This is a genomic window from Profundibacter sp., assembly GCF_965277155.1.
Classification (GTDB): Bacteria; Pseudomonadota; Alphaproteobacteria; order Rhodobacterales; family Rhodobacteraceae; genus Profundibacter.
On sequence record NZ_CBDIBV010000012.1, the window covers coordinates 1 to 26,180 of the forward strand.

The following is a 26,180-nucleotide window of genomic DNA, read 5'->3' on the forward strand; positions in this document are numbered from 1 at the left end:
CGAGACAACGAGCGGCGTTATGGATCGCCTTGAGAGAGACCTGAAGCGATTGTCTGGTGCATCCCAAACTGGGGATCTCGACATTCCAAACGGCAAGAAAATCAGCGTTATGTTGCTAGGGCGATACCACAGGGACAAACCAGCAAGCTTTGACGCGTGGAAACGCGCATTCGGCGATCAACTCAACCTCAACTTCTCGACAGCACACGCATCAAAAGGCTTGGAGGCTGATTATGTGATGCTGCTCAATGTGACCGAAGGTCTGATGGGGTTCCCCAGCCAAATTGTGGATGATCCGGTGTTGCAGTTGGCTATGCCTGAACCCGATGAATTTCCTTTTGCTGAGGAACGTCGCCTTTTTTATGTTGCTCTTACGCGCGCTCGCCGCCAAGTGCGTATCTATACTTTGCAAGACAAGCCTTCGCGCTTTGTCGTCGAGCTTGCAAATGACGGCCACACAGAGATCAAGACTAACAAAGCAACATTGAAGGTTTGCCCGAAATGTGGGTCAGGTACATTGAGTCAAAAAACAGGGAAGTATGGCCCATTTGAAGCTTGCAGCGCACACCCTGAATGTGACTACACCAAAAAACTTTTGTCTTTTAGTTCTGCCAAAGCCGCGTTGGATCAACCCGTTCGACTAAAATCGCCTATGCCCGAAGGCGCAACCTGCCCAACCTGCAATCAAGGGACGATGGTTGTACGAAACGGAAAGAATAACAAACCATTTCTTGGTTGCTCATCGTTTCCCAGATGCCGCACAATCGCGCAGATTGCCGACCCACGAGCTTCCAAACCAAAACATGGCGATAGCAACCGATAGGACTTCCACCCATTTCAGCACTTGTTCTTTCAACTTTTACCCCCATTCACCTTCTTCGCAATCGTAGCCAACGCGGCGACCCAACGCCGCCAGGCGGTCTGGCGGACGCAGCCGGCCTGGATGCAAACATAGCGCCAGCGGTGGCCCTCGGCGCGCAGCCAGATGATTTTGGCGTCTTCGGGCGACACCAGCCGCAGCCAGTCGAGGCATTGTTCCATACGGGCGATGTCGGCGGCCGAGGGGATGACCCGCATTCGGACCTCGTTATAGCCGTAGGCGTGGCGGGCGTCCTGCACGTAGTCGGGCCAGGCGGAGCCATAGCCCTTCGGCCCTGACCCCTGCGGGTTGGGCAGGCGGCGCAGGGTGCGGGCTGCGTCCTCGAACATATCCTCCAGATCGCTGGGCGTGAGTTTGCGTTTCACCTGCATGCCGATTTCCTTTCCATCTCCGCCAGCCATTTTTCCACCGAGGCGCGCCGGTACAGCACCCTGCGCCCGATCCGGATGCGGGGCGGGCCGATGCCCTGCGTCGCCCAGCGCGCCAGCGTGTCGGTGGTGACCGAGAGTTGCCCCGCCAATTCTTTCCGATTGATCCAGTCGTTCAAAACGCCGTGTTTGGGGTCATGCGCCAATGGTCCGGTTTTCCTATTCCAAGCAATTCAAAGTTATCCACAGGTGCCGCGCCGGTTTTGGTAGAACAGAGTTTCTTTTCTATTCTTATCTTATCTTGTCTTATCTACGCAGAACTGTTCCGTTTTTGATAAATGACAGTGGGGAACTGTTCCGTTACTGTTCCGGACTGGTAGTGTCGCGAGTTTGGTGGAAATTCGAGGACGGCGTAATCTCCGGGTGCATCGAAGCCACCCAACCGGCGGCTGGAACCGCCAAGGAGATCACGCCATGACAAAGAATACAGCAACATCGACATCCGCGCTACTGGCCAATGAAGCAGGCTATGACCCGATTGAAGACCGGCTGCGCCAGAACATCCGCGCGACGATCGAGGCGGTTTTCGAAGAGGAGCTGGAGCAGTTTCTGGGCCGTTGCCGGTATGGCCGCAGCGGCGGGGCAAAGGCCGGATACCGCCACGGGCATCGCGAGCGGCAACTGGTCGGAACATTTGGAACCGAAACGGTGCGCGTGCCGCGTGCGCGGATCACAGGCGAGGCCGGCAAGGCCAGAGAATGGCGCTCGAAGGCATTGCCCCGCTACCAGCGGCTGACGAAGAAGGCCGAGGCGCTGATCGCTGCTGTCTACCTTTCGGGCACCAACACACGGCGGGTAAAACGCGCCCTGTTCGGCCTGTTTCAGGGGGCGGTCAGCAAGGATGTGGTGAGCCGCGCCTGGCGCAAGGTGAAGGTGGACTGGCAGGCGTGGTGCGCCCGCAGCCTTGCGGATGAAGACATCGTGCGGCTGATCCTGGACGGCACCGTGATCAAAACGCGGATTGACAGGAAGGCCACCAATATCTCGGTTCTGGCCGCGATTGGCGTGCGCCGGGATGGGCAGAAGGTCTTGTTATCACTGATGAACATGGGCGGCGAAAGCACCTCCGCCTGGCGTCAGTTCATCAACGATCTGGATGCGCGCGGGTTGAAACGGCCCGAATTTGTCATCGTGGACGGGGCACCGGGACTTGAGGTCGCTCTCATTGCCCTCTGGGGTGAAGATCTGCCGATCCAGAGGTGCACGGTGCACAAGCACCGCAACCTTCTGGCCAAGGCACCCAAGCGTATGCATGATGAGTTGACAGAAGATTACCGCGACATGATCTACGCCAAAACACCCGAGGAAATCGCCACCCGCCGCAAGGCATTTCTGCGAAAATGGCGGCTGAAATGCAAGGCCGTCGCTGACAGCTTGGAAGAAGCAGGAGATAAGCTTTTCACCTTCACGCGTCTGCCACAAGGCCAGTGGAAATCGGCCAGAACGACAAATGCGATCGAACGCCTGAACGAGGAATTCCGCCGCCGCATCAAGACCCAGACCGTGCTGCCATGCGCCGAGACCGTGCCGATGCTGCTTTGGGCTCTGATGGCCTCGGGGCAGATCGTCATGCGAAAGGTCGATGGCTGGGAAACGCTCGCTCAGCCCGTCGCCGACGCAACCCTTGACCAAGCCGCCTGACCGGCGCATAACTCAACCCGCTCGGAGGTGCCTGCTCGATTAGCAGATTGTTCGCCAGAACCTCCTTGCTGCACCCCAAACCGCCCAGCGCTTCGCGCAACCGGCGCAGGCGTTGGTAAACGGCTTTCTGGGAATTGGAGGTCTCGCGGGCCTCGCGCCTGGCAATGGCGTCCAGCACAACTTCTGTGACCACGGGGTGGTTCAGGCGGATTTCATCACCGCACCGGCAGGAGGACCAGCCATGCAAGGGATTGATCCGGCGGGTGCGCAGGTCACGCCACAGGGCCAGATCGATCCGCAGCAGTTTTGCCAGTATGGCATCGTCATCCGGCAGGGTGCCCACCGGCGTCTGTTTCTGGGACAGGAAAAACAGGTTCAGGGCACAGGCCTGCACCTCGAGCGTTGCCGTCAGGTGCAACTGGCTGTTCAGCCAGCGGTCATGCCAGAACTTGGTGAAATAATGCCCCTCGAGCCGTTCCTCCCGATCGACCGGATAGACCGGCAAATCGTCCGCCTCGATCAGTCGCGGGGCGCTGGGCGGGATGTGTTCAGGCCGGTCGAGGGGGGTATTGTTCATCACGCCGCGTCCTCGACGGGTGGGGCGTGCAGTTCGGCAATCCGGTCCGCGGTTACGGAAAATCCGCGCAACCGCGCTGCCATCAGCACCGGAAAATGATATTTCGCCGGAATGGACCCGTTGGCCGCCCATTTGTGGACCTGCGGGGTTGTGACCTTCAGGCCGGGGCTGGTTTTGCCCAGATCATCGACAAGGCTGGAGCGGGTGGGCCATAGGTTGACGAGATCGCGAATACTAGAAATAGCTTCCATAATTGTTTGATACTGGAAAAATTTTCGATGTGTCAATGGCCGAATAAAGAATCTCTGGAAATTATTTCTATTTCACGCCAACTAGTAGGTATGAAAAAGAAAGATAACATGCCCCGGATCGACATGCTCGGCGTTGGACGCAGGCTCGAGGCTTTGCGCCATGCGCTGGATCTTAGCCGCAAGGACTTTGCCAACAGTTTCGGCCTTGATCCCAGCAGCTATACAAAAACCGTCGACGGCGAGAAACAGTTAAGATCCGAAGCAGCCTACGCTATAGCAGAGCGTTGGGGCGTGACGATGGACTATCTTTTTCGCGGACGGTTGGCGGAGCTGCCGGAGCACTTGCGCGAAAGCATCCTTAAAAACCTGAATACGGCCGACTGATAGGCCCTGTCCAGGGACGTGTTCGTGGCATTACACCAGCCGAACAGCAAGCGTTCGTGCGCGAATTCGATAAACTTTCCAAGAATCATCTGCATTATGTTCACAATATGTTCTCGCAAATGGCGAGCATCAACACAAAACACAACTCGAAAATAATTCCAGAAATGATTTGACACTGGAAAATACTTCCAGTTATGCATGGTGCCCATGGAGGCACCGATGCAGAAAGAAAATTCCAGTTCGAAAATCAGCCCGACACGTTCGGCAATCACAGCGCAGGTGCTGCAAAATGCGCGGGAAATCGTCACCGCGACTAATGCGGGGCACTCGCCAAGCCTGCGACGCTGGGCCTGGGCGGCCCTGAAATCCTCGCGAGGGCAAAGTATTAGCCAAACGGGCCTGAACCGCCTGTGTGGCCGCCACACGCCCACACGGGGGAAGGTGGCATGAACCGGCAGCGCGAGGCGGAAACCACCGACCAATTCCCTGCGACCCATCTGGAGGCGCTGGAGGATGCGCGGCTGTCGATCAATCACGGTGGCCTTAGCGAGTTTTGCGGGCTTTGGGTTGGCGAGCATTCAGATTGCAAGCGGGAACACCGGAGTAACGTGATCGACCAACTCTGCGCCGACGGGCTGCTTGACCGGATCGGGCGCGCACCGGAGCGATCCGCCGCGATTACAGAAACCGGCCTGATGACCCTCGATATTCTGGGGGGCGGGCAATGACCGAATACGGAATTGATACCGGCCGGATTGCGGAGATTCTGGCCGAACTGGAAGTCAGCGCCCAGCGCCACCGGCTCGAGATTTTGAAACGCGCGGTGGTTGCCCATGGTGGCCGCTGGGACCTGCCTTCCGACGTTTCCGGCATCTACGAGCCTGCGCTGCTCTCGCTGCAGGTGTTCGGGGTGCATGCGATGGCCGAGACGCTCGACGAGCTACCGCACAACTGGATGCAGGCGGCTGCCAATATTCTGGAAGGCGGGCCATGCCGCTGGTCGGAGGCGATATAATGGCGGAACTTGCGAAAGCCCACCGCGCGCCGACCCAGTCGGAAATCGCCCGTGTTTTGAATGCCGCGCAGAAAGCCGGCCTCGAGGTCTTTGGCTATGTTGTCAACGGCCCAGAAATACGCGTTATCACCAAGGACAAGGAACCAGCCGATGACGGGTTTGACATGGTGGATTTTGCGAGTTGAAAAGGATTGACCTTCCATATTTGCGCACGAAAAAAGGCCGATCGAGCACTTACTGGTACTTCGAGCGCAACGGGGAGCGGGTCAAACTGCCATCGCCGGACTCGCCGGATTTTCTGGCCCGCTACCACGAGGCTAAAAAGGGCCGCGCGGCACCTGTTGCAAAGCAGAGCTTCAAGGCCCTGATTGCCAGTTACAAGCGCAGCCACCGGTTTTCCAAGCTCGCCTCGCGCACCCGTCAGGATTACGACAAATGCCTGATCTATTTTGACGACAAGATCGGCAAGCTGGATCCGGCGAAAATGCAGCGCCGCCACATTATCCAGATGCAGATGGACAATGCCGACAAGGTTCGCTGGGCGAATTATCTGGTGCAGGTGATACGGGTGCTGTTCGAACACGCGATTGACCTTGGCTGGATCGAGCGCAATCCGGCGAAGGGCGTTTCCATGCTGAAGAGCAAAGCACCACCGCGTCGGCCGTGGCCTGAGGATTTGATCGAGGCCTACCGCGAAAAGGCGGAAGGCCGCGCATTGCTGATATTCGAGCTGTGCCTCGGCACGGGGCAGAGAATCGGCGATGTGCGCAAAATGCGCTGGTCGGATATCGAGGGCGAGGGAATCAATGTCCGGCAGGCCAAAACCGGCGCGGACCTTTGGCTTCCGTTCACCCCGCGGCTTGCGGAAGTTCTGGATCGCACCCCGCGCACAGGCCTGTTTATCCTTTCCCAGCCCGACAGCCAGCCCGTCAGCTACCGCGCCGCCGCTTTTGCAGTAATGAAGGTGCGCAAGGAAATCGGGGCCGAGGACTATGACATCCACGCCCTGCGCCACACCACCGCATCGGAACTGGCGGCTTTGGGCCTCTCGGACGAATTAATCTTGGCCGTGACCGGCCACACGAGTCGCGCGTCAGTCGTCAGATATGCCGGTGCGGCGCGCCAAAAAGCCCGTGCGCAGGCAGCGGGGGACGCGCGGAACAGAACAAAAACAAAACGGGAAATGTGAAACCGGATGTGAAACCGCTCGGGCGGTTTTTGCAAAGCATCGGCTAACCCTTTGAAAACATTGGAGGCGAGTACCGGAATCGAACCGGTGTACACGGATTTGCAATCCGCTGCGTCACCACTCCGCCAACTCGCCTTTGTGGTGTGAAAACGGGGCTTTAACCCGGTTTTGACGTAGATCAGTGCGGGGATGTCAGCTTGGTGATTCAGCCCCTTTGCCGATCCGTTGGCTTTATTGCCGTTTCCTGTGGCCTTGTCCAGCCGGTTGTGTCTCGAAAGTGGTGGAAATTGATTTCAGGCACCTCCGAGCGGGTTGAGTTATGCGCCGGTCAGGCGGCTTGGTCAAGGGTTGCGTCGGCGACGGGCTGAGCGAGCGTTTCCCAGCCATCGACCTTTCGCATGACGATCTGCCCCGAGGCCATCAGAGCCCAAAGCAGCATCGGCACGGTCTCGGCGCATGGCAGCACGGTCTGGGTCTTGATGCGGCGGCGGAATTCCTCGTTCAGGCGTTCGATCGCATTTGTCGTTCTGGCCGATTTCCACTGGCCTTGTGGCAGACGCGTGAAGGTGAAAAGCTTATCTCCTGCTTCTTCCAAGCTGTCAGCGACGGCCTTGCATTTCAGCCGCCATTTTCGCAGGAATGCCTTGCGGCGGGTGGCGATTTCCTCGGGTGTTTTGGCGTAGATCATGTCGCGGTAATCTTCTGTCAACTCATCATGCATACGCTTGGGTGCCTTGGCCAGAAGGTTGCGGTGCTTGTGCACCGTGCACCTCTGGATCGGCAGATCTTCACCCCAGAGGGCAATGAGAGCGACCTCAAGTCCCGGTGCCCCGTCCACGATGACAAATTCGGGCCGTTTCAACCCGCGCGCATCCAGATCGTTGATGAACTGACGCCAGGCGGAGGTGCTTTCGCCGCCCATGTTCATCAGTGATAACAAGACCTTCTGCCCATCCCGGCGCACGCCAATCGCGGCCAGAACCGAGATATTGGTGGCCTTCCTGTCAATCCGCGTTTTGATCACGGTGCCGTCCAGGATCAGCCGCACGATGTCTTCATCCGCAAGGCTGCGGGCGCACCACGCCTGCCAGTCCACCTTCACCTTGCGCCAGGCGCGGCTCACCACATCCTTGCTGACCGCCCCCTGAAACAGGCCGAACAGGGCGCGTTTTACCCGCCGTGTGTTGGTGCCCGAAAGGTAGACAGCAGCGATCAGCGCCTCGGCCTTCTTCGTCAGCCGCTGGTAGCGGGGCAATGCCTTCGAGCGCCATTCTCTGGCCTTGCCGGCCTCGCCTGTGATCCGCGCACGCGGCACGCGCACCGTTTCGGTTCCAAATGTTCCGACCAGTTGCCGCTCGCGATGCCCGTGGCGGTATCCGGCCTTTGCCCCGCCGCTGCGGCCATACCGGCAACGGCCCAGAAACTGCTCCAGCTCCTCTTCGAAAACCGCCTCGATCGTCGCGCGGATGTTCTGGCGCAGCCGGTCTTCAATCGGGTCATAGCCTGCTTCATTGGCCAGTAGCGCGGATGTCGATGTTGCTGTATTCTTTGTCATGGCGTGATCTCCTTGGCGGTTCCAGCCGCCGGTTGGGTGGCTTCGATGCACCCGGAGATTACGCCGTCCTCGAATTTCCACCAAACTCGCGACACTACCGTCCAGCCCTGATCCGTGGTCAAATGAAACGGGGACATAATCGCGATCTACAAGGCGGTTCCCATCCACATATCCGGCAGCCATGTGGCGATTTGCGGGAAGATGAACAGCAGGATGATCGCCAGAACCATACACAGCATATAGGGCAGGGCGCCCTTCAGAACCGTTGGTAATGGCACATCGGGCACGATTCCGTTGATCACATACAGGTTCAGGCCGACCGGCGGTGTGATCAGGCCGATTTCCATGTTGATGGTGAACACCACGGCAAACCAGTAGGGATCAAACCCCGCCTGCGTGACGATCGGCAGCAGGATTGGCGCGGTCATCAGGATCACCGCCACCGGCGGCAAGAAAAAACCGGCGACCAGAAGGAACAGGTTGATGGTCAGCATCAGTGTCCAGGGGCTCAGGTCGGCGGCGGCGATGGATTGGGCCACCGTCTGGGTGATGTAGAACTGCGACAGCATTTGCGAGAACACGGCCGAGCAAGCGATGATCATCAGGATCATCACGCTTTCTTTCATCGAGGTGGACAGGATTTTCCACAGGTGGCGTGGCTGCCAGAGGCGATAGATCACCACGGCCAGCACCACGCAAAAGGCAGCGCCAACGCCTGCGGCCTCGGACGGGGTGGCGACGCCGCCGTAAAGCACCCATAGAACGCCAACGATAATGGCCATAAACGGCAAAACACGCGGCAGGATGACAAAGCGGTCACGCCAACTGACGGTGCGCCCTTTGGCAAAGTTGTAACCGGCCTTGTGCGCGGCGAAAAGCGACCAGCCCATGAACAGGAGGGTCAGCATCAGACCCGGTAACAGTCCGGCCAGAAACAGCCGTCCGATAGAGGTCTGGGTGGCGATGCCATAGACGATCATGGTGATGGAGGGCGGGATCAGGATGCCCAGCGTGCCCCCCGCCGCAATCGCACCTGTGGCCACCCCGTCGGGATAGCCGCGTTCACGCATTTCGGGGATACCCATTTTACCGATGGCGGCACATGTGGCAGGAGAAGACCCAGACAGGGCGGCAAAGATTGAACAGGCCCCGATATTGGAAATGATCAACCCGCCGGGCACACGGTTCAGCCAGCGGTCAAGGGCTTCGTACAGGTCTTTGCCCGCAGGCGATGCGGCAACGGCGGCACCCATGACGATAAACATCGGGATCGACAGCAGGGTGAATTCGGCCAAGTTGGCAAAGAAGGTTTCGCCAAGCGACGAAATCGACAGCGTCCCCTTGAACATGACCGGAAACATGATGCCGGTGAAGGCCAGTGCAAAGGCAACAGGCACGCGCAGCGCCAGCAAGACGAAAAGGGCAAGGCCGATCAGCAGGCCGATTGTTCCGGGTTCCATGGCTTAGACCCCTCCGGTCAGGACGGTATCTTCGTCGCGCCAGACCTTGACCATGCAGGCAACGGATTGCAGCGCCAACAGGCCAAACCCGATGGGCATCGAGGCATAAGGAATCCACATCGGGAATTCGTAAATCGAGTCACTTGTCCAGTCGCCGTGCCAGGCCTCGAGCGTCACTTCCAGCCCTTTCCAGAACAGGATTGCCGCCACAATCAGCACCACCCCGTCGGCCAGCGCCAGCATAATGCGGCGCGCCAGCGGCGGGGCGTATTCGGTGACCAGTCCAACCGCCACATGGCCGCGTTCCTTTAACACCCAGGAACTGCCCAGCAGGGTTGCCGCCACCAGTGAAAAGGTGACAACCTCGGTTTGCCACGCGGTCGAGCCAACCAGAACGTAGCGGATAAAAACCATCTGGCAGACGATAACAATCGCCACACCGATCAGCAGCGCGGCAATGACGCCGGCAACGACGGACATGCGTTCAATCCAGGAAATCATGGGGATACTTTCACCTGTCGGGCTTTGGTTGCCCTGTGTTGATTATTGTGTAAACCGCACCGCCCCTGTCGCGGGTTCGCTTGACAGGGGCGGTGGCTGTGTTTGTTGATCACTCGACCGCAAGTGCCTTGGCGATCAGTTCCTTGCCGCCATCCACCTTTTCGGCAAAGGCCGCATAAGAGGTTTCGTTGGCAATTGCCTTCCATGCCGCCGCTTGCTCGGCGCTCATGGTCACCACCTCGACACCCGCTTTGCTAAAGGTATCGACCATGGTTTGGTCCAGATCGGCGGCTTTGCCCGCAAACCAGTCTTCGGCGGCTTGACCGGCGGCCATCACTGCGGCTTTTTGTTCGTCATTCAAACGGTCAAACGATGCCTTGGACATCAGGATCGGTTCATACATGAACCACAACGCATGATCGCCCGGTGCGGTCAGGCATTTCACTTGCTCGTAAATCCGGTAAGACACAAACGAGCCGGAAGACGTATTCGCCCCGTCCAGAACACCCTGTTGCAGGGCCGTATAGTTTTCCGATGACGGCATTGACTGGATCGAGGCACCCGCCCCTTGTAGCATCCGGTTGAACGCTTTGCCGGCCGCGCGGAAAACCTGCCCCTTCACATCTTCGGGGTTCAGAACGCAGTTATTGCGCGAGGCAAAGCCGCCAGCCAGCCAGGCGTCGGAGATGACAATTACGCCTGAATCCTCGATGATCGCCTTGATGTCGTCCATGAATTCGGAATCATTCAGGCGGGCTGCGTGTTCGTGGTTTTTGACAAGCCCCGGCATCAGGGTTGCGTCGAATTCGGGGTGGCGTTTGGCGGCATAGGCCAGCGGAAAGGCCGATATGTCCAATTCACCTGTGGTCAGCGGTCCCCATTGTTCCTTGGGTTTATACAGAGATTTGGACGGAAAGATCGTCAGGTGGACGCCGACATCCGCCTTGGCCAGTTCATCGGCAATGATTTGCACCATTTCGTGGCGCACGTCCTTTGTGTTCCATTGATGCGATGCGCGCAGTTCGATTTCCTGGGCACTGACAGACCCAATGCTGGCGGCGATTGAAAAAGCGGCAAAAGCGGCTTTGAAAACATGTGTATGTTTCACGGTTATCTCCCTTTGGTATTAGCGGTTTTGTTTATTTTTTTTGTATTTTTGTGCCGGTATAGTTGGGCAAGAGCAATTTTGAGTCAACAATTGTTGGTCATCTAACGAAATTGCTGGGTAATTCGACGGTAAATCCCGTCGGAATATCTGTTTATGCTGGATATTTTTGTCGCGCTCGACGGTTTCCGGCGTTGCAGTGTGTTGCCGCTGGCGATGTTCTGTGGCAGAACGGAATTCAGTCAAACTAAACGAATGGGTTTACGTGATGAGCGATTATTCCACACGCCGTACAATGATGGTTGATACACAGGTCCGTCCTTCGGATGTGACGAAATTCCCGATAATCGAGGCAATGCTGGACGTGCCGCGCGAGGCCTATGTCCCCGACAATAAACGCGAAGAGGCCTATGTCAGCGAGAATGTCGCGCTTGGATCTACCCGCGTAATGCTTGAGCCGCGCACATTTGCCAAGCTGCTGGACGGGCTGGATATCAGCCCCGACGAGACGGTTCTGGATATTGGCTGCGGTTTAGGCTATTCTACTGCTATTATTGCGCGGTTGGCCGAAGCTGTGGTGGCAGTGGAAGATGACGCCGAGATGGCGGCCGAAGCGCAGCAGACGTTGTCCTCGAATGATGTAGACAATGCTGCGGTTATTGAAAACAAGTTGTCAGAAGGGGCTGCCAAGCACGGCCCTTACGATGTGATTATGATCGAAGGCGGGGTTGAAGTGGTCCCTGCCGAAATTCTGGCACAGCTAAAAGACGGTGGCCGTATCGGTTGCATATTTATGGAAGATGCGCTGGGTGTTGCGCGGATCGGTTACAAGATCGACGGTGATGTCACCTGGCGTTTCGCATTTAACGCAAGTGCTCCGGTATTGCCGGGGTTTGAAGCCCCCAAGGGGTTTGTTTTGTAGGAAACAGATCTGATTGTAAGGGCAGTAGGAAAAACAAAAACAGTATGAGGTGCAATGTGGGCTACAGAGTAAAACCGATCCTGGCGGCTGCTTTCGCCGCAATCACCCTTGCAACTGCGCCGGCGGCCAAGGCCGAGGGGCTGAATGATGCGCTGATCTCGGCTTACAAGAATTCAGGGTTGCTGGAACAAAACCGCGCCCTGTTGCGGGCGGCGGATGAAGATGTGGCACAGGCTGTTTCCGCCCTGCGCCCGGTTCTGAGTTACTATGCAAATGCGACCTATGCCGATCCGGTTTTCCCGGGCAAGGATTATCTTTCGGGGAATCTGGGCCTGCAGGCTTCGTTGCTGTTGTATGATGGCGGCGGATCGCAATTTGCCATCGAAGGCAAGAAAGAGTCGGTGTTGACCGCCCGTGAAGGGTTGGTGAATGTCGAACAATCTGTTCTGCTGCGCGCAGTAACCGCCTATATGAACGTACGCCGCGATACCGAGTTTGTTTCCCTGCGCCAAAACAACGTGCGTGTGATCCGCGAGCAGTTGCGTGCTGCAAAGGACCGGTTCGAAGTTGGCGAAGTGACCCGCACCGATGTTTCGCTGGCCGAATCCCGTTTGGCACTGGCCCGCGCCAATCTGGCGGCAGCGCAAGGCGGGTTGGCCCGTTCGCGCGAGGAATACCGTGCTGCAGTTGGTCATTACCCCAAAGGTTTGCGGCCAGCGCCAAAAGCACCGGCAACGGCGAAATCAATTGATGCAGCACGATCGGTTGCTTATGTGACCCATCCCTTGATGCGTAAGATCCAACACGAAGTTGCCGCCGCCGAACTCGGTGTCGAGCAGGCAAACGCATTGATGAAACCCCGGGTCAGCCTGACCGGGCGGGTGAACCATGACAGTTACGGTCTGGACTCATCCTCGATCGGCATTGAATTGGGCGGGCCGATCTATCAGGGCGGCAAGCTTAGCTCGGTTTTTCGCAAGGCGGTGGCTGGTCGCGACCAGGTTCGTGCCGGTTTGCATTTGACACGCCTGGATGTCGCGCAAGGGGTCGGGAATGCCTGGGCCTCGCTTCAGGTTGCCCGCGCCACTCTGGCGGCGACAGTGCGTCAGATCAAAGCAGCCCGTGTTGCCTTTAAAGGGGTGAAAGAAGAAGCAACCCTTGGCGCACGCACCACGCTTGACGTTCTGGATGCAGAACAGGAATTGCTGGATGCCGAAGCCAACCGTATTTCGGCCCTGACCGATCAATATATCGCCACCTATTCGCTGTTGTCCGCAATGGGTCTGCTGACGGTCGATCACCTGAAACTGGGCATTCGCACTTATGATCCATCAGCCTATTACAACGCTGTTGCCAATGCACCGGCTGACAGTTCGCGTGGCAAACGTCTGGATCGTGTGTTGCGGGCATTGGGAAAAGAATAGAATTGCGCCTTTCTGTTGTCTGGTGTTAAGCATGGCGTTATTAGTTCCAGTGACGCGAAATCGGGAAGTACCATGTCTGAATCAGTATCAAATGCAGAAATCGAAGATGTCCTGACATCTATCCGCCGGCTTGTGTCAGGCGAAGAGGACAAATCGGCTGCAAAAGCAGACGCAGTGGCCAAGAAACCTTCGGCGGCTGCCAAGCTTATTCTGACAGCGGATTTCCGTGTTTCCGACGCGCCCAAAGGGGCTGCCAACGCCGAGGAAGAACCGGCAGAGCCCGCAACTTTTCGGCATGCAGCCGAGCCGGAGCAGAGCGAGAGCAAAGCTGCCGACAGCACGGAAAAACAGACATCACTGGAAAGCACCATTGCCGAACTGGAAGCCGCAATTGGCGAGCAGGATGAAGACTGGGAACCGGACGGAAGCGAATTCGAGGAAGACGCCGAAGCCGAGGCGGTAATGACTGCGCCCATAAAGGATATGATGGGCACCAAACTACCAATCGACGAAATTGAAGATGCCGAAATCATCGAGGATGATCTGGCCGCTGGCCTGTTTGCTGGCGATGATCCCGATTTTGACGAAGAAGCCCTGCGCGAAATGGTAAGCGAGATCGTGCGTCAGGAACTGCAAGGCGCCTTGGGCGAACGGATCACCCGCAATGTGCGCAAGCTGGTACGCCGTGAAATCAACCGCGTTTTGGCCGCGCAGGATTTCGACTAGGACCTGTCGCTACTCGGCCAGATTTAACAAAGCATCCAGATCCAGATTCCGTTCCAGATGGTCGGCCAAAGCATCCAGTGTCTGTTCCACCGTATCGTCATATCCGGCATTGCCGGCGGTTCCGCCCAACCCGGCCAGATAGGCCGCCCGAAACCTGTCAGCGGTGAACAGCCCGTGCATATAGCTGCCCATCACCCGCCTGTCCTTTGACGCTGCACCATCCATCCGCCCGTCAATATCCAGCCATGCCCGCGCGCAATCCGGTCCCGTTGTGGCCCCGATATGGATTTCATATCCCCGCACCATATCGCCGGTTGGCAGATAGATGGCCGTTGCCTGTTCCAGCCGTTTTTGTGGTGACATTTGTGTCACCACATCCAGCAGGCCCAACCCGTCGTATTCGCCTGCGTGACCCTCGATCCCGTCCGCATCGATTATCTTGCGCCCCAGCATCTGATACCCGCCGCACAGGCCCAGCACATGCCCGCCGCGCCGCAGATGGGCGGCAAGGTCGATATCCCAGCCCTGCGCGCGGAAATAGGCCAGATCGGCAATGGTGGATTTGGTGCCGGGGATCAGCACCAGATCGGCGTCGCCGGGCAGGGGGCGACCGGCGTCAATGATTTCGATCGTTACATCCGGTTCTGCGGCCAGCGGATCCAGATCATCGAAATTGGCAATCCGTGACAGGCGCGGCACGGCGATCTTGAACGCCCCGCCTTTGCTTGATGCAATATCCATCACGTCCTCGGCGGGCAGACGCCACGCGTCGGGAAACCACGGCAGGGTGCCGATATCGGTCCAGTCGGTGCGCTGGGCAATCTCGCGTGCGCCTTCGGAAAACAGGCTGACATCGCCACGAAACTTGTTGACGATAAACCCTTTGATCCGGTTACGGTCGGCATCAGGCAGCACCGCATGGGTGCCCACCAGTTGCGCAATCACCCCGCCGCGATCAATGTCGCCGACCAGAACCACCGGCACATGTGCCGCCTCGGCAAATCCCATGTTGGCAATATCGCCGTGCCGCAGGTTTGTTTCCGCCGGACTGCCCGCGCCTTCGATCAAAACCAGATCAACACCGTCTGCAAGCCGCCGGAAACTCTCCAGCACCTCGGGCATCAGGGTGGCTTTCATCGCGGAATAATCGCGGGCCTTCAGGGTGGCAATCCGCTGCCCCTGAACCACCACTTGCGCGCCGACATCGCTTTCGGGTTTCAGCAGCACAGGGTTCATATCCGTCACCGGCTCCACCCCTGCCGCCCGCGCCTGCAAAGCCTGCGCGCGGCCGATTTCGCCGCCATCCACCGTCACGGCGGCGTTGTTCGACATGTTTTGCGGTTTGAACGGGCGCACCGACAGACCGCGCCGCACATAGGCCCGTGCCAGACCGGCGACCAGCATCGACTTGCCTACATTCGAGCCTGCGCCCTGTATCATAAGTGATTTTGCCATTGCGCCCTTTATCCCTATGCTGGAGGCGGGAAACAAGCAGGAAACGCCAGATGAACACACCTTCGCACATGTTATTGGGGGCCGCTGTTTTCGGGCGGGCAAATCAGGCCAAGGTCACCGCCGCCGCCCTGTTGGGCGGGCTGGCACCGGATATATCGCTGTATGTGATGGCCGGTTGGGCGCTGTTTGTGCAGAATACCCCCGCTGGCGTGGTGTTCGGACAGTACTACTTTTCCCGAGAATGGATGCAGGTCTTTGCCTATGACAACAGTTTCATCCTGTGGGGGGCATTGCTGGGGTTTGGCCTGTGGCGCAAGAAACCGTGGGTGATTGCCTTTGCCGGCGCGGCGATCCTGCACCTGATCACGGATTTTCTGCTGCACCACGATGACGCCCGCCCGCAGTTCTGGCCCCTGACCGACTGGATATTCCGCAGCCCTGTCAGTTATTGGGACAGCCGGTATTACGGCAATATCGTCGGGCCGCTGGAACTGATGATGGATTTCTTTCTGTGCTTTATCCTGTGGCGGCGGTATCGCGGGCGCTGGGCAAGGTTTGCGGTTGGTGGCACAACTGCGGTTCTATTTGTGCCCTTTATAATATGGGGCATGGCAATGGCCGGTGGCAACGGGCATTGGCATTAGGTCTACGCCCTAGGCGGGCCGCTGCATGGTGAACTGGGTGACGGCGGTTGATCCGTATTCATGCCCCGCCGCACTGACCGCCAGATACCAGCCCCACATCCGCTTGAACCTTTCGTCAAACCCCAGCGCCTTGATTTCATCCCAGCGGGTATTGAAGGCATGGCCCCATTCCCGCAGGGTTCTGGAATAGCTGTCGGTCAGATCGAATTCCCCGACCAATTCCATTCCGGCATTGCGAATGTTGTGCTTGATAGCCTGCGGGCAGGGCAGCATCCCGCCGGGAAAGATGTGTTTGCGGACAAAATCGATATTGCGCCGGTATATCGGGAACAGTGCATCATCAATGGTGATCGCCTGCACCATGGCCTTGCCCCCCGGTTTCAGGCAGCGGTGGATCATGCTGAAATAGGCGGGCCAGAATTTTTCGCCCACATGCTCGATCATTTCGATCGAACCGATGGCATCATAGGTGCCGGCTTCATCGCGATAGTCCCGCATCACGATATCCACCCTGTCCGAAACCCCTTCGCGTTTCATCAATGCAGTGCAGTAATCATAGTGATCCTTGCTGATCGTCAGTCCTGTCACCCGCGCCCCGCGACGAGCGGCAAACAGGGCAAATCCGCCCCAGCCGCAGCCAATATCCAGCAGATGGTCGCCCTCTTGCAAATCCAGCGAGTCACACATCAGCGCCAGTTTCTGCAATTGCGCGGTTTTCAGGTCTTCCTTGCCGGTGATGTATCGGGCCGAGGAATAGGACATGGTTTCATCCAGCCATTTGCCAAAGAAAGCCTCGCCCAGATCGTAATGCTGGTGGATATTTTTGACGGCTTGGCGTCTGGTGTTGCTGCGTAACCGATGGCGCAATTGTTCGACCACGCGCACAATCGATGATCCGGGGGCGTTTTGCGCCACCACGTCCTGATTGGCGGCCAGAACATCCAGCAGGGATTGCAGATCGGGGGCGCTCCACCAGCCATCCAGATAGGCCTCGGCAAAGCCAAGATTGCCTTCGCGCAACAGGCGGGCAAACACATCCCTGTTGTGAATCTCCATTTGACCCGATGGGCCGGCATGTTGCCCTTCGGCCTGAAATAGCCGCCCGTCCGGCAGGGTGACCGACAACCGGCCGGTATGGATTTGCGAAAGTTTGCGGTAAACCGGCGCGAAATAACGCGGCAGGTCGTGCTGGCCTTTAATTGTCGTCAGGACATTCACGTTGTGCCCCCTTGCAAAATCTTTTCAATAAAAACGCAAGGAGTATGCCAAGAGTTGACTAAAAAGGCAAACTTGCCGGATGGCAAACTATGGACATAAAAAAACGCACCCCGAAATCGAGATGCGTTTGTTCGTTTGTTATCCGGTCAGGATCAGGCGGCTTCAGCCTGCTGGCGACGCTCGGATTCTTCGCGCGACAGCGCAACCGAGGTGCGCACACCCTTGCCGACAAATTCCATCAGACCGCTGACAACCCGCTCGTTGGGGTCGATACCAGCGCAGGACAGAACCTCGCGGCCATCGCGGGACCGGGCCCAACGGGCAATCTGCTCGGGGCCATTGCCGTATTTTTTGTCATCTGCAATAGCATCATCCAGCGCAGCCAAAACGACTGCGGCAAACAGTTTCCGCGAGCGGTTGCCCTGCTCGTGGTTAAATGCTGTACCATCTACGAAATCTCGCATTACCGATCCTTTTTGCTCTTGCTCTTTGCGGCGTGACGCTCCTTATGACCGATCTTGACTGATTCGGCTACCGAGATAATGCATGACAGCCATGCGTTCGACGCATGGCTGGCGGTGGCATTTTCCGATATATAGGCGTCTTGCCCCTGTGGGATCACCAATATATAGGTGCTGACAAATTCCCTTCAACCTTTTGCTAAGGTTTTATCAATGCCTAAAATCAACGGAAACGAAATTCGCCCCGGCAACGTGCTGGAACATAATGACCAACTGTGGGTGGCTGTCAAAGTCGGCCATGTGAAACCCGGCAAGGGTGGCGCATTCGCACAGGTGGAAATGAAAAACCTGCGCAACGGTTCCAAACTGAACGAACGGTTCCGCGCAGCCGACAAGGTGGAACGCGTGCGGCTGGAACAAAAAGACCAGCAATTTCTGTATGAAACCAATGGCATGCTGGTGTTCATGGACATGGACACCTACGAGCAGATCGAACTGCCCGCCGACATTCTGGGCGACCGCCGCCCGTTCCTGCAGGACGGCATGATGGCGGTGATCGAGTATCACGAGGAAGAAGCCCTAAGCGCCACCCTGCCGCAAAAGGTAACCTGCAAGGTGGTCGAGACCGAACCGGTGGTGAAAGGCCAGACCGCCGCCAAATCGTTTAAGCCCGCGCTGCTGGACAACGGCGTGCGCGTGATGGTGCCGCCATTCATCGGACCGGACGAGGATATCATCGTCGATACCGTGTCGATGGAATACTCGGAACGCGCCTAGGACATATTCGCACAGGAGGCGGAGTTGATTAAATTACGCCCCATGCTGCCACAGGAATACGTCGGATATCTGGCGTATTTCCTGCCCGACTATGCCCTTGAAATATCAGCAAATTACGACCTGTCGCCAGCCGATGCGCTGGCGCGGGCCAAAGGTGAAATTGCCGCGGATTTGCCCGATGGGGTGGAAACAAAGGGGCAGGTTTTGCTGTCCATTGTGGACCCTGACGAAGGGCTTGTCGGCTATCTGTGGTACAAGCCGGATTTGCCGGCGCAATCGGCGTTTATCTATGATTTCCACATCCTGCCGCCGTTTCAGGGCAAGGGGCTGGGCAAGGCCGCGTTAAAGGCGCTGGAGGAACTGTTGCTGGAACAGGGGATCACACAGATCGGCCTTAGGGTGGCGGCGGATAATGCGCGGGCGCAGGGGCTGTATCGGGCGGCGGGGTTTCGCGCGACAGGGGTGAATATGATCCGGCGGATTGGGTCGCGGTGATGGCGGCGGGGTGAACCCCGCCCTACGGATGAATTGCCGCAGCTTTGGCCAAAATAAAAAATGCAACATTCCGGCGCCGTTTTTGAACGGTGCTGTAACGGTTTGTTTTTCGCACAGTCGGTACATTTCCCCCGATGAAATGTACGATTCCGTTTGGCGGATCGTCACGGGGTGAAAAGGGGGTGCGACGATGGAATTTGTCACGAATACGGAATTGCGCAAGACGCTGGGGCAACACCTGTCACAGGTCAGGTTCGCCGGCAAACGGTTTCTGATCTACCGCCACGGACGCGAATTCGCGGCGCTGGTGTCGGTCCGCGATCTGGACCGTCTGGAAGAGTTCGACCGCAAATCGGTGCGCCAGAAGGAACTGGAATATCAGATAAGGGCGGATGCCTGGGAAAGGGCCAAGAAGGGGGAGCCGGGGATGGTGATTAGGTAGAGGGGATTGGATGATGGCTATGAGCCCTAAGCGGATTAGCGGTATCAGCGACTTCTCAACACTTTCAGACCATTGACTTCACAAACTGGGCTTCCGCCAATATGAGGAGCGGTAGTATCCGATATTTTCCCCAATGAAACTCCATGTTCCGTACTCCCAGATGCCACGACTGCCATTCAGTCTAGCCTTTACGCTGTCGTTCATATTGTTGAAAACGCTTGAAGATACGAATGTTGTGTAATCAGCGGATCGAATATCGCTGAATTTTGCCGCCAAATTAGGTGCTCGGCCAATGGAGATAAGGTCATTGCTTCCTCTAGCTCCGCCACGAACAATAAACGTGGTTCCTGTATCGATTCCAGTAGCGTGGGCTATCGAGAAATTTGCATCTTTGACTGTCGCGTATTTGGATTCAAACCTTGGTTGAATAAGTTGCGTTACCGCATAGGAAATTGCAAACGCACATTTGACCGCATTTGTATTCTTAGAGGAGCCGACAAAGGCACCCATTACACGGTCGGTAGTGTCGCGAGTTTGGTGGAAATTCGAGGACGGCGTAATCTCCGGGTGCATCGAAGCCACCCAACCGGCGGCTGGAACCGCCAAGGAGATCACGCCATGACAAAGAATACAGCAACATCGACATCCGCGCTACTGGCCAATGAAGCAGGCTATGACCCGATTGAAGACCGGCTGCGCCAGAACATCCGCGCGACGATCGAGGCGGTTTTCGAAGAGGAGCTGGAGCAGTTTCTGGGCCGTTGCCGGTATGGCCGCAGCGGCGGGGCAAAGGCCGGATACCGCCACGGGCATCGCGAGCGGCAACTGGTCGGAACATTTGGAACCGAAACGGTGCGCGTGCCGCGTGCGCGGATCACAGGCGAGGCCGGCAAGGCCAGAGAATGGCGCTCGAAGGCATTGCCCCGCTACCAGCGGCTGACGAAGAAGGCCGAGGCGCTGATCGCTGCTGTCTACCTTTCGGGCACCAACACACGGCGGGTAAAACGCGCCCTGTTCGGCCTGTTTCAGGGGGCGGTCAGCAAGGATGTGGTGAGCCGCGCCTGGCGCAAGGTGAAGGTGGACTGGCAGGCGTGGTGCGCCCGCAGCCTTGCGGATGAAGACATCGTGCGGCTGATCCTGGACGGCACCGTGATCAAAACGCGGATTGACAGGAAGGCCACCAATATCTCGGTTCTGGCCGCGATTGGCGTGCGCCGGGATGGGCAGAAGGTCTTGTTATCACTGATGAACATGGGCGGCGAAAGCACCTCCGCCTGGCGTCAGTTCATCAACGATCTGGATGCGCGCGGGTTGAAACGGCCCGAATTTGTCATCGTGGACGGGGCACCGGGACTTGAGGTCGCTCTCATTGCCCTCTGGGGTGAAGATCTGCCGATCCAGAGGTGCACGGTGCACAAGCACCGCAACCTTCTGGCCAAGGCACCCAAGCGTATGCATGATGAGTTGACAGAAGATTACCGCGACATGATCTACGCCAAAACACCCGAGGAAATCGCCACCCGCCGCAAGGCATTTCTGCGAAAATGGCGGCTGAAATGCAAGGCCGTCGCTGACAGCTTGGAAGAAGCAGGAGATAAGCTTTTCACCTTCACGCGTCTGCCACAAGGCCAGTGGAAATCGGCCAGAACGACAAATGCGATCGAACGCCTGAACGAAGAATTCCGCCGCCGCATCAAGACCCAGACCGTGCTGCCATGCGCCGAGACCGTGCCGATGCTGCTTTGGGCTCTGATGGCCTCGGGGCAGATCGTCATGCGAAAGGTCGATGGCTGGGAAACGCTCGCTCAGCCCGTCGCCGACGCAACCCTTGACCAAGCCGCCTGACCGGCGCATAACTCAACCCGCTCGGAGGTGCCTGAAATCAATTTCCACCACTTTCGAGACACAACCACGTTTATAACTTGTTTAATTGTGATAGTTTGATCTAGCGAGCAATGACCGGTGGTGGCGCTGTATTTCCACCGCCACTTGCGATCACCGCCGCCATAAGCACGATCAGCAGGATCGGAACAAGCATCGCGCCTCCGGAACTGCCGGTGGCCGCTTCGACGACTTCTGGCTCCATCATCGGTTCGACAAGGTTGCCAGCAAAAGACTGAGACGATGCAACGATTGCCGTTGCTGTTAAAAGAAGTTTTTTCATGATACCCTCAAGCTATAAATTAGATTCTTTTTATTATATGGCCAACACTCTGTCCAACTGGTGAGAGGTGGTCCCACTTTTTTGACCAGTCAGCAGCCAGTTTAAGATGGATCAGGGTTTCATTTAGGCTGCCAAACTCATTGGTTTTGTTTTTCTGTCATAGGCTTCATCCGGGGTCAATATTCCGTGGGTGGAATGCGGGCGCTCGGTGTTGTAGTAAGCCAACCATTTCCCGATCCCGGCGCGGGTCTGCGAACCCGTTTCAAATGCGTTGAGGTAAATGCATTCGTATTTCAAGGATCGCCAAAGCCGCTCGATCATCCGGTTATCGACCCAGCGACCTTTGCCATCCATCGAGATTTTCACGTCGGCTTCTTTCAGCGCCTGCGTCCATTCAAACCCGGTGAACTGGCTGCCCTGGTCGCTGTTCATGATATCGGGCTTGCCGTATTTGGCCATAGCCTCTTTCAGGGCTTCAACGCAAAAATCTGCCTCCATGCTGTTTGACAATCTCCAGCTCAAAACCTTGCGGCTGTGCCAGTCCATGATCGCGACCAAATAGAGGAACCCGCGCTGCATCGGAATGTAGGTGATATCTACGCACCACACATGGTTTGGACGATCAATCGTCAGGTCTCGCAGCAGATACGGGTAGATCTTATGCTGCGGATGTTTCTTGCTCGTGTTGGGCGTCTGGTAGATCGGAACCAACCGCATCAGCCGCATCAAACGGCGGACCCTGTGGCGACCACACTTGTAACCTTGGCGCTGCATGTGCCGGGCCATTTGCCGTGATCCATACCACGGCGTCTGCAAGAATTGCTTGTCGATTATTGTCATGAACCGCAAATTTTCAGCACTTTCGCCTTTTGGCTGGTAATACAGGTTCGAGCGCGCCAGAGAAAGTAGCCCGCATTGTCGTCGCACACTCAGATCATGCTCACGGCTCACCATTTTTTGCCTCGCTTCCCGAGCAACTGTTGCGAGGCGTTGGCTAAAAAATCCCGTTCCACGACCAGCTGACCAATCTTGGAGTGCAGCTTCTCAATCTGGGCTTCATCAACCCGATCAGGATCACGGCCCCGTCTGGAAAATGCCGTGGCCATGTTTTCAATCGCTGCTCGTTTCCATGTGCCAATCTGGGTTGGATGCACACCATACTTCTTCGACAGCTCCGCCATCGTCATTTCCTCGCGGATTGCTTCAAGCGCAACGCGGGCTTTGAATTCGGGAGAATGGTTCTTTCGTTTCGTCATTTTGAATCGTCTTTCTCATAAGTCGATCCACCTTAACAACTGGTCCGAATTTCCGCGACCACCTCTGTGCATACACATTGGTTTACACGCTCAGTAAAGATATATTGTCAGCACTGGTAGGCTATTGCCATGGTTGTGTCTCGAAAGTGGTGGAAATTGATTTCAGGCACCTCCGAGCGGGTTGAGTTATGCGCCGGTCAGGCGGCTTGGTCAAGGGTTGCGTCGGCGACGGGCTGAGCGAGCGTTTCCCAGCCATCGACCTTTCGCATGACGATCTGCCCCGAGGCCATCAGAGCCCAAAGCAGCATCGGCACGGTCTCGGCGCATGGCAGCACGGTCTGGGTCTTGATGCGGCGGCGGAATTCCTCGTTCAGGCGTTCGATCGCATTTGTCGTTCTGGCCGATTTCCACTGGCCTTGTGGCAGACGCGTGAAGGTGAAAAGCTTATCTCCTGCTTCTTCCAAGCTGTCAGCGACGGCCTTGCATTTCAGCCGCCATTTTCGCAGAAATGCCTTGCGGCGGGTGGCGATTTCCTCGGGTGTTTTGGCGTAGATCATGTCGCGGTAATCTTCTGTCAACTCATCATGCATACGCTTGGGTGCCTTGGCCAGAAGGTTGCGGTGCTTGTGCACCGTGCACCTCTGGATCGGCAGATCTTCACCCCAGAGGGCAATGAGAGCGACCTCAAGTCCCGGTGCCCCGTCCACGATGACAAATTCGGGCCGTTTCAACCCGCGCGCATCCAGATCGTTGATGAACTGACGCCAGGCGGAGGTGCTTTCGCCGCCCATGTTCATCAGTGATAACAAGACCTTCTGCCCATCCCGGCGCACGCCAATCGCGGCCAGAACCGAGATATTGGTGGCCTTCCTGTCAATCCGCGTTTTGATCACGGTGCCGTCCAGGATCAGCCGCACGATGTCTTCATCCGCAAGGCTGCGGGCGCACCACGCCTGCCAGTCCACCTTCACCTTGCGCCAGGCGCGGCTCACCACATCCTTGCTGACCGCCCCCTGAAACAGGCCGAACAGGGCGCGTTTTACCCGCCGTGTGTTGGTGCCCGAAAGGTAGACAGCAGCGATCAGCGCCTCGGCCTTCTTCGTCAGCCGCTGGTAGCGGGGCAATGCCTTCGAGCGCCATTCTCTGGCCTTGCCGGCCTCGCCTGTGATCCGCGCACGCGGCACGCGCACCGTTTCGGTTCCAAATGTTCCGGCCAGTTGCCGCTCGCGATGCCCGTGGCGGTATCCGGCCTTTGCCCCGCCGCTGCGGCCATACCGGCAACGGCCCAGAAACTGCTCCAGCTCCTCTTCGAAAACCGCCTCGATCGTCGCGCGGATGTTCTGGCGCAGCCGGTCTTCAATCGGGTCATAGCCTGCTTCATTGGCCAGTAGCGCGGATGTCGATGTTGCTGTATTCTTTGTCATGGCGTGATCTCCTTGGCGGTTCCAGCCGCTGGTTGGGTGGCTTCGATGCACCCGGAGATTACGCCGTCCTCGAATTTCCACCAAACTCGCGACACTACCTCCGCTCCACCTGCCTGGTTCAATATGCCAGCAATCGCTACAGCGTGCCCTCCCGCTTTGGCGGGCATCATGTGTCGCTACGCGCCTATGCCGGCCGGATCGTGGTGGTCTCCGGTCAGGATGTGATTGCCGAGCACAGGCGTCATTTTACCCGCAATATCAGCTATTTCGAGCCCTGGCATTACGTTCCCCTGCTGGACCGCAAGCCTGGTGCCCTGCGCAATGGCGCCCCCTTTGTGGGCTGGGAACTGCCCGAGGCCATGCATCGGATCAGGGAACATTACATGGCTGGTAAAGGCGGGGATCGGGAGTTCGTCGACCTGCTCCTGCTGGCACAGGATCACGGGATCGAGGTGGTCGAGACGGCCTGCAATCTGGCGGTGGCACAAAACACCCTGCGGCTGCCCGCCATCATCAATCTGATCAACCAGTTGGTGGAACCGGTCATCACACCGCTCAGCGATGCCTGCGCTTATCCGCAGCTGACCTTGCGGCCCGAAGCCGATTGCAAACGCTATGAGACCCTGTGCTCGGCTGAGGAGGTTGCCGTATGAATGCCTTGATCGACCAACTGACAGCCCTCAGGTTGCATGGAATGGCAGCTTGCGCCCATGATCTGCTGTCCGCGCGCAAGCCGCCAAGTCTGACCACAGCGATAAGGCAACTGATCGACGCCGAGACTGTAGAGCGCCGGGTGCGCTCCATCCAGTATCAAATGAGGGTTGCGAAGTTCCCCCATCACAAGGACTTCGCCACCTTCGATTACAGCGCCGCCGCCCTCACCCAGGCCCAGATCGAACCATTCTGCACCGGCCAGTTCACAGAGGAGGCCCATAACCTCATCCTGGTGGGCGGAACCGGCACGGGCAAAACCCACATCGCCATCGCGCTGGGAACGACGCTGATCAACAACGGCAAGAAGGCGCGCTTCTTCAACGCCGTCGATCTGATCAACGCCCTGATCAAGGAACAGGCCGACGGCAATGCAGGGAAGATCATCCGGCAGCTCTCGGCTTTGGACTGCGTCATCATCGACGAGCTGGGCTACATCCCGTTTCCCAAATCCGGTGGCGCGTTGCTCTTCCATCTGATCAGCAAGCTCTACGAGAAGACCAGCATCATCATCACAACCAACCTTGAGTTCGGTGAATGGGTCTCGGTCTTCGGGGATGCCAAGATGACAACCGCCCTTCTGGATCGCGTCACTCATCACTGCAACATCATCGAAACCGGCAATACCTAGAGGTGGTCCCACTTTTTTGACCAGTCAGCAGCCAGTTTAAGATGGATCAGGGTTTCATTTAGGCTGCCAAACTCATTGGTTTTGTTTTTCTGTCATAGGCTTCATCCGGGGTCAATATTCCGTGGGTGGAATGCGGGCGCTCGGTGTTGTAGTAAGCCAACCATTTCCCGATCCCGGCGCGGGTCTGCGAACCCGTTTCAAATGCGTTGAGGTAAATGCATTCGTATTTCAAGGATCGCCAAAGCCGCTCGATCATCCGGTTATCGACCCAGCGACCTTTGCCATCCATCGAGATTTTCACGTCGGCTTCTTTCAGCGCCTGCGTCCATTCAAACCCGGTGAACTGGCTGCCCTGGTCGCTGTTCATGATATCGGGCTTGCCGTATTTGGCCATAGCCTCTTTCAGGGCTTCAAAAGACCTCTGCATGAGGCCATGGCTTTCGG

32 protein-coding genes, 1 tRNA gene and 1 pseudogene are annotated in these 26,180 nt (G+C 57.3%); 17 read left to right on the forward strand and 17 right to left on the reverse strand.

Going from position 1 to position 26,180, the window contains the following annotated elements:
- On the forward strand, positions 1-823 hold an 823-nt coding region (locus tag ACQY4M_RS14850; RefSeq protein ID WP_428545666.1), incomplete at its 5' end, for a topoisomerase DNA-binding C4 zinc finger domain-containing protein.
- Between the two features lie 29 nt (positions 824-852).
- Here the strand turns inward: ACQY4M_RS14850 and ACQY4M_RS14855 are convergent.
- Together ACQY4M_RS14855 and ACQY4M_RS14860 are read right to left on the reverse strand one after the other, a co-directional pair.
- Positions 853-1,251, reverse strand: a complete 399-nt coding sequence (locus ACQY4M_RS14855) for a DUF6362 family protein (RefSeq protein WP_428545669.1) — start codon at positions 1,249-1,251, stop codon at positions 853-855.
- On the reverse strand, positions 1,242-1,427 hold the full coding sequence (locus ACQY4M_RS14860) for a helix-turn-helix transcriptional regulator (RefSeq protein WP_428545672.1): 186 nt from the start codon (positions 1,425-1,427) through the stop codon (positions 1,242-1,244). The genes ACQY4M_RS14855 and ACQY4M_RS14860 overlap by 10 nt, the downstream gene beginning before the upstream one ends.
- A 295-nt stretch (positions 1,428-1,722) precedes the next feature.
- Between ACQY4M_RS14860 and ACQY4M_RS14865 the strand changes: the two genes are divergently transcribed.
- A complete protein-coding gene (locus tag ACQY4M_RS14865; protein ID WP_428539582.1) occupies positions 1,723-2,949 on the forward strand; it encodes an IS256 family transposase in 1,227 nt (408 codons plus the stop codon).
- On the opposite strand, the gene ACQY4M_RS14870 is transcribed toward ACQY4M_RS14865, so the two are convergent.
- Positions 2,876-3,526 carry a hypothetical protein gene (locus ACQY4M_RS14870; RefSeq protein WP_428545675.1) on the reverse strand — a complete coding sequence of 217 codons (651 nt, stop codon included), beginning with the start codon at positions 3,524-3,526 and terminating at the stop codon, positions 2,876-2,878. The two genes, ACQY4M_RS14865 and ACQY4M_RS14870, sit on opposite strands and share 74 nt — an antisense overlap.
- The gene (locus ACQY4M_RS14875) at positions 3,526-3,777 is read right to left on the reverse strand and encodes a hypothetical protein (protein ID WP_428545678.1); all 252 of its coding nucleotides are present in this window, start codon (positions 3,775-3,777) and stop codon (positions 3,526-3,528) included. The genes ACQY4M_RS14870 and ACQY4M_RS14875 overlap by 1 nt, the downstream gene beginning before the upstream one ends.
- Before the next feature lie 108 nt (positions 3,778-3,885).
- Between ACQY4M_RS14875 and ACQY4M_RS14880 the strand changes: the two genes are divergently transcribed.
- The 5 genes from ACQY4M_RS14880 to ACQY4M_RS14900 all read left to right on the forward strand — a co-directional run bounded on the left by ACQY4M_RS14880 (position 3,886) and on the right by ACQY4M_RS14900 (position 6,365).
- Positions 3,886-4,161: a helix-turn-helix domain-containing protein gene (locus tag ACQY4M_RS14880; protein WP_428545681.1), complete on the forward strand. Its 276-nt coding sequence runs from the start codon at positions 3,886-3,888 to the stop codon at positions 4,159-4,161.
- Positions 4,162-4,607: 446 nt separating this feature from the next.
- Complete coding sequence (locus tag ACQY4M_RS14885; RefSeq protein ID WP_428545684.1) at positions 4,608-4,889, forward strand: hypothetical protein; 282 nt, start codon at positions 4,608-4,610, stop codon at positions 4,887-4,889.
- Positions 4,886-5,176, forward strand: a complete 291-nt coding sequence (locus ACQY4M_RS14890; protein WP_428545687.1) for a hypothetical protein — start codon at positions 4,886-4,888, stop codon at positions 5,174-5,176. Before ACQY4M_RS14885 ends, ACQY4M_RS14890 begins: the two co-directional genes overlap by 4 nt.
- Positions 5,176-5,361: a hypothetical protein gene (locus ACQY4M_RS14895; RefSeq protein ID WP_428545690.1), complete on the forward strand. Its 186-nt coding sequence runs from the start codon at positions 5,176-5,178 to the stop codon at positions 5,359-5,361. Before ACQY4M_RS14890 ends, ACQY4M_RS14895 begins: the two co-directional genes overlap by 1 nt.
- A 20-nt stretch (positions 5,362-5,381) precedes the next feature.
- Positions 5,382-6,365 (forward strand): tyrosine-type recombinase/integrase, encoded by a 984-nt coding sequence (locus ACQY4M_RS14900; RefSeq protein ID WP_428545693.1) that lies wholly within the window; start codon positions 5,382-5,384, stop codon positions 6,363-6,365.
- A 61-nt stretch (positions 6,366-6,426) separates the two neighbouring features.
- On the opposite strand, the gene ACQY4M_RS14905 is transcribed toward ACQY4M_RS14900, so the two are convergent.
- From ACQY4M_RS14905 to dctP, 5 genes are all read right to left on the reverse strand, one after another.
- Positions 6,427-6,500: transfer RNA gene (locus tag ACQY4M_RS14905), tRNA-Cys, on the reverse strand.
- Between the two features lie 193 nt (positions 6,501-6,693).
- Complete coding sequence (locus ACQY4M_RS14910; RefSeq protein WP_428539582.1) at positions 6,694-7,920, reverse strand: IS256 family transposase; 1,227 nt, start codon at positions 7,918-7,920, stop codon at positions 6,694-6,696.
- 146 nt (positions 7,921-8,066) lie between these two features.
- Positions 8,067-9,380, reverse strand: a complete 1,314-nt coding sequence (locus ACQY4M_RS14915) for a TRAP transporter large permease (protein WP_428545695.1) — start codon at positions 9,378-9,380, stop codon at positions 8,067-8,069.
- Positions 9,381-9,383: 3 nt separating this feature from the next.
- Positions 9,384-9,860, reverse strand: a complete 477-nt coding sequence (locus ACQY4M_RS14920) for a TRAP transporter small permease (protein ID WP_428545698.1) — start codon at positions 9,858-9,860, stop codon at positions 9,384-9,386.
- A 130-nt stretch (positions 9,861-9,990) separates the two neighbouring features.
- A complete protein-coding gene (gene dctP, locus ACQY4M_RS14925) occupies positions 9,991-10,989 on the reverse strand; it encodes a TRAP transporter substrate-binding protein DctP (RefSeq protein ID WP_428545701.1) in 999 nt (332 codons plus the stop codon).
- Between the two features lie 265 nt (positions 10,990-11,254).
- Here dctP and ACQY4M_RS14930 point away from each other — a divergent pair, with 265 nt between their 5' ends.
- The 3 genes from ACQY4M_RS14930 (at position 11,255) to ACQY4M_RS14940 (ending at position 14,058) form a co-directional block, all read left to right on the forward strand.
- A complete protein-coding gene (locus ACQY4M_RS14930) occupies positions 11,255-11,908 on the forward strand; it encodes a protein-L-isoaspartate O-methyltransferase family protein (protein WP_428545704.1) in 654 nt (217 codons plus the stop codon).
- 56 nt (positions 11,909-11,964) lie between these two features.
- Entirely contained in the window at positions 11,965-13,332 is a 1,368-nt protein-coding gene (locus tag ACQY4M_RS14935) for a TolC family outer membrane protein (protein WP_428545707.1), read from the forward strand.
- Positions 13,333-13,404: 72 nt separating this feature from the next.
- Positions 13,405-14,058 (forward strand): hypothetical protein, encoded by a 654-nt coding sequence (locus tag ACQY4M_RS14940; RefSeq protein ID WP_428545710.1) that lies wholly within the window; start codon positions 13,405-13,407, stop codon positions 14,056-14,058.
- 9 nt (positions 14,059-14,067) lie between these two features.
- Here ACQY4M_RS14940 and ACQY4M_RS14945 read toward each other — a convergent pair whose 3' ends face one another.
- Positions 14,068-15,513, reverse strand: coding sequence for a cobyric acid synthase (locus tag ACQY4M_RS14945; RefSeq protein WP_428545713.1), 1,446 nt, complete (start codon positions 15,511-15,513; stop codon positions 14,068-14,070).
- A gap of 50 nt (positions 15,514-15,563) precedes the next feature.
- Between ACQY4M_RS14945 and ACQY4M_RS14950 the strand changes: the two genes are divergently transcribed.
- The gene (locus ACQY4M_RS14950; protein WP_428545716.1) at positions 15,564-16,157 is read left to right on the forward strand and encodes a cobalamin biosynthesis protein CobQ; all 594 of its coding nucleotides are present in this window, start codon (positions 15,564-15,566) and stop codon (positions 16,155-16,157) included.
- Positions 16,158-16,166: 9 nt separating this feature from the next.
- Here the strand turns inward: ACQY4M_RS14950 and ACQY4M_RS14955 are convergent, their stop codons facing one another.
- Both ACQY4M_RS14955 and ACQY4M_RS14960 read right to left on the reverse strand, forming a co-directional pair.
- Positions 16,167-17,375 carry a class I SAM-dependent methyltransferase gene (locus tag ACQY4M_RS14955; RefSeq protein WP_428545719.1) on the reverse strand — a complete coding sequence of 403 codons (1,209 nt, stop codon included), beginning with the start codon at positions 17,373-17,375 and terminating at the stop codon, positions 16,167-16,169.
- A gap of 152 nt (positions 17,376-17,527) precedes the next feature.
- Positions 17,528-17,839 (reverse strand): DUF6280 family protein, encoded by a 312-nt coding sequence (locus ACQY4M_RS14960; protein WP_118943558.1) that lies wholly within the window; start codon positions 17,837-17,839, stop codon positions 17,528-17,530.
- Between the two features lie 210 nt (positions 17,840-18,049).
- Between ACQY4M_RS14960 and efp the strand changes: the two genes are divergently transcribed.
- The 3 genes from efp to ACQY4M_RS14975 all read left to right on the forward strand — a co-directional run bounded on the left by efp (position 18,050) and on the right by ACQY4M_RS14975 (position 19,550).
- Positions 18,050-18,613, forward strand: coding sequence for an elongation factor P (efp, locus tag ACQY4M_RS14965; protein ID WP_428545722.1), 564 nt, complete (start codon positions 18,050-18,052; stop codon positions 18,611-18,613).
- A gap of 24 nt (positions 18,614-18,637) precedes the next feature.
- Positions 18,638-19,108, forward strand: coding sequence for a GNAT family N-acetyltransferase (locus tag ACQY4M_RS14970; protein WP_428545725.1), 471 nt, complete (start codon positions 18,638-18,640; stop codon positions 19,106-19,108).
- Between the two features lie 190 nt (positions 19,109-19,298).
- Entirely contained in the window at positions 19,299-19,550 is a 252-nt protein-coding gene (locus ACQY4M_RS14975) for a type II toxin-antitoxin system prevent-host-death family antitoxin (protein WP_428545728.1), read from the forward strand.
- Between the two features lie 78 nt (positions 19,551-19,628).
- On the opposite strand, the gene ACQY4M_RS14980 is transcribed toward ACQY4M_RS14975, so the two are convergent.
- On the reverse strand, positions 19,629-20,060 hold the full coding sequence (locus ACQY4M_RS14980; RefSeq protein ID WP_428545731.1) for a hypothetical protein: 432 nt from the start codon (positions 20,058-20,060) through the stop codon (positions 19,629-19,631).
- 108 nt (positions 20,061-20,168) lie between these two features.
- On the opposite strand from ACQY4M_RS14980, the gene ACQY4M_RS14985 reads away from it, so the two are divergent.
- Positions 20,169-21,395, forward strand: coding sequence for an IS256 family transposase (locus ACQY4M_RS14985; RefSeq protein ID WP_428539582.1), 1,227 nt, complete (start codon positions 20,169-20,171; stop codon positions 21,393-21,395).
- 100 nt (positions 21,396-21,495) lie between these two features.
- Here ACQY4M_RS14985 and ACQY4M_RS14990 read toward each other — a convergent pair whose 3' ends face one another.
- The 3 genes from ACQY4M_RS14990 to ACQY4M_RS15000 form a co-directional block, all read right to left on the reverse strand.
- Positions 21,496-21,714 (reverse strand): hypothetical protein, encoded by a 219-nt coding sequence (locus tag ACQY4M_RS14990; RefSeq protein ID WP_428545734.1) that lies wholly within the window; start codon positions 21,712-21,714, stop codon positions 21,496-21,498.
- A gap of 123 nt (positions 21,715-21,837) precedes the next feature.
- A protein-coding gene (locus tag ACQY4M_RS14995; RefSeq protein WP_428539245.1) for an IS3 family transposase occupies positions 21,838-22,970 on the reverse strand; the annotation gives its coding sequence in 2 pieces (ribosomal slippage) (positions 21,838-22,718 and positions 22,718-22,970; 1,134 coding nt in all).
- A 197-nt stretch (positions 22,971-23,167) separates the two neighbouring features.
- Positions 23,168-24,394, reverse strand: a complete 1,227-nt coding sequence (locus tag ACQY4M_RS15000; RefSeq protein ID WP_428545769.1) for an IS256 family transposase — start codon at positions 24,392-24,394, stop codon at positions 23,168-23,170.
- Here ACQY4M_RS15000 and ACQY4M_RS15005 point away from each other — a divergent pair.
- Both ACQY4M_RS15005 and istB read left to right on the forward strand, forming a co-directional pair.
- On the forward strand, positions 24,373-25,047 hold the full coding sequence (locus ACQY4M_RS15005) for a Mu transposase domain-containing protein (protein ID WP_428545737.1): 675 nt from the start codon (positions 24,373-24,375) through the stop codon (positions 25,045-25,047). The two genes, ACQY4M_RS15000 and ACQY4M_RS15005, sit on opposite strands and share 22 nt — an antisense overlap.
- Complete coding sequence (gene istB, locus ACQY4M_RS15010; protein ID WP_428545740.1) at positions 25,044-25,736, forward strand: IS21-like element helper ATPase IstB; 693 nt, start codon at positions 25,044-25,046, stop codon at positions 25,734-25,736. Before ACQY4M_RS15005 ends, istB begins: the two co-directional genes overlap by 4 nt.
- 58 nt (positions 25,737-25,794) lie before the next feature.
- Here istB and ACQY4M_RS15015 read toward each other — a convergent pair.
- Positions 25,795-26,148 (reverse strand): annotated as a pseudogene (locus tag ACQY4M_RS15015) (transposase); the annotation flags it as partial.
- Between the last annotated feature and the right edge of the window lie 32 nt (positions 26,149-26,180).

Bases quoted from the DNA above. Each gene is read 5' to 3' on its own strand.
- ACQY4M_RS14910 (WP_428539582.1), bottom strand. From the start codon at position 7,920: ATGACAAAGAATACAGCAACATCGACATCCGCGCTACTGGCCAATGAA.
- efp (WP_428545722.1), top strand. From the start codon at position 18,050: ATGCCTAAAATCAACGGAAACGAAATTCGCCCCGGCAACGTGCTGGAA.
- ACQY4M_RS14895 (WP_428545690.1), top strand. From the start codon at position 5,176: ATGGCGGAACTTGCGAAAGCCCACCGCGCGCCGACCCAGTCGGAAATC.
- ACQY4M_RS14990 (WP_428545734.1), bottom strand. From the start codon at position 21,714: ATGAAAAAACTTCTTTTAACAGCAACGGCAATCGTTGCATCGTCTCAG.
- ACQY4M_RS14880 (WP_428545681.1), top strand. From the start codon at position 3,886: ATGCCCCGGATCGACATGCTCGGCGTTGGACGCAGGCTCGAGGCTTTG.
- ACQY4M_RS14875 (WP_428545678.1), bottom strand. From the start codon at position 3,777: ATGGAAGCTATTTCTAGTATTCGCGATCTCGTCAACCTATGGCCCACC.
- ACQY4M_RS14945 (WP_428545713.1), bottom strand. From the start codon at position 15,513: ATGGCAAAATCACTTATGATACAGGGCGCAGGCTCGAATGTAGGCAAG.
- ACQY4M_RS14885 (WP_428545684.1), top strand. From the start codon at position 4,608: ATGAACCGGCAGCGCGAGGCGGAAACCACCGACCAATTCCCTGCGACC.
- ACQY4M_RS14870 (WP_428545675.1), bottom strand. From the start codon at position 3,526: ATGAACAATACCCCCCTCGACCGGCCTGAACACATCCCGCCCAGCGCC.
- ACQY4M_RS14890 (WP_428545687.1), top strand. From the start codon at position 4,886: ATGACCGAATACGGAATTGATACCGGCCGGATTGCGGAGATTCTGGCC.
- ACQY4M_RS14975 (WP_428545728.1), top strand. From the start codon at position 19,299: ATGGAATTTGTCACGAATACGGAATTGCGCAAGACGCTGGGGCAACAC.
- ACQY4M_RS14960 (WP_118943558.1), bottom strand. From the start codon at position 17,839: ATGCGAGATTTCGTAGATGGTACAGCATTTAACCACGAGCAGGGCAAC.
- ACQY4M_RS14940 (WP_428545710.1), top strand. From the start codon at position 13,405: ATGTCTGAATCAGTATCAAATGCAGAAATCGAAGATGTCCTGACATCT.
- ACQY4M_RS14985 (WP_428539582.1), top strand. From the start codon at position 20,169: ATGACAAAGAATACAGCAACATCGACATCCGCGCTACTGGCCAATGAA.
- ACQY4M_RS14950 (WP_428545716.1), top strand. From the start codon at position 15,564: ATGAACACACCTTCGCACATGTTATTGGGGGCCGCTGTTTTCGGGCGG.
- istB (WP_428545740.1), top strand. From the start codon at position 25,044: ATGAATGCCTTGATCGACCAACTGACAGCCCTCAGGTTGCATGGAATG.
- ACQY4M_RS15000 (WP_428545769.1), bottom strand. From the start codon at position 24,394: ATGACAAAGAATACAGCAACATCGACATCCGCGCTACTGGCCAATGAA.
- ACQY4M_RS14855 (WP_428545669.1), bottom strand. From the start codon at position 1,251: ATGCAGGTGAAACGCAAACTCACGCCCAGCGATCTGGAGGATATGTTC.
- ACQY4M_RS14915 (WP_428545695.1), bottom strand. From the start codon at position 9,380: ATGGAACCCGGAACAATCGGCCTGCTGATCGGCCTTGCCCTTTTCGTC.
- ACQY4M_RS15005 (WP_428545737.1), top strand. From the start codon at position 24,373: ATGTTGCTGTATTCTTTGTCATGGCGTGATCTCCTTGGCGGTTCCAGC.
- ACQY4M_RS14980 (WP_428545731.1), bottom strand. From the start codon at position 20,060: ATGGGTGCCTTTGTCGGCTCCTCTAAGAATACAAATGCGGTCAAATGT.
- ACQY4M_RS14865 (WP_428539582.1), top strand. From the start codon at position 1,723: ATGACAAAGAATACAGCAACATCGACATCCGCGCTACTGGCCAATGAA.
- ACQY4M_RS14930 (WP_428545704.1), top strand. From the start codon at position 11,255: ATGAGCGATTATTCCACACGCCGTACAATGATGGTTGATACACAGGTC.
- ACQY4M_RS14920 (WP_428545698.1), bottom strand. From the start codon at position 9,860: ATGTCCGTCGTTGCCGGCGTCATTGCCGCGCTGCTGATCGGTGTGGCG.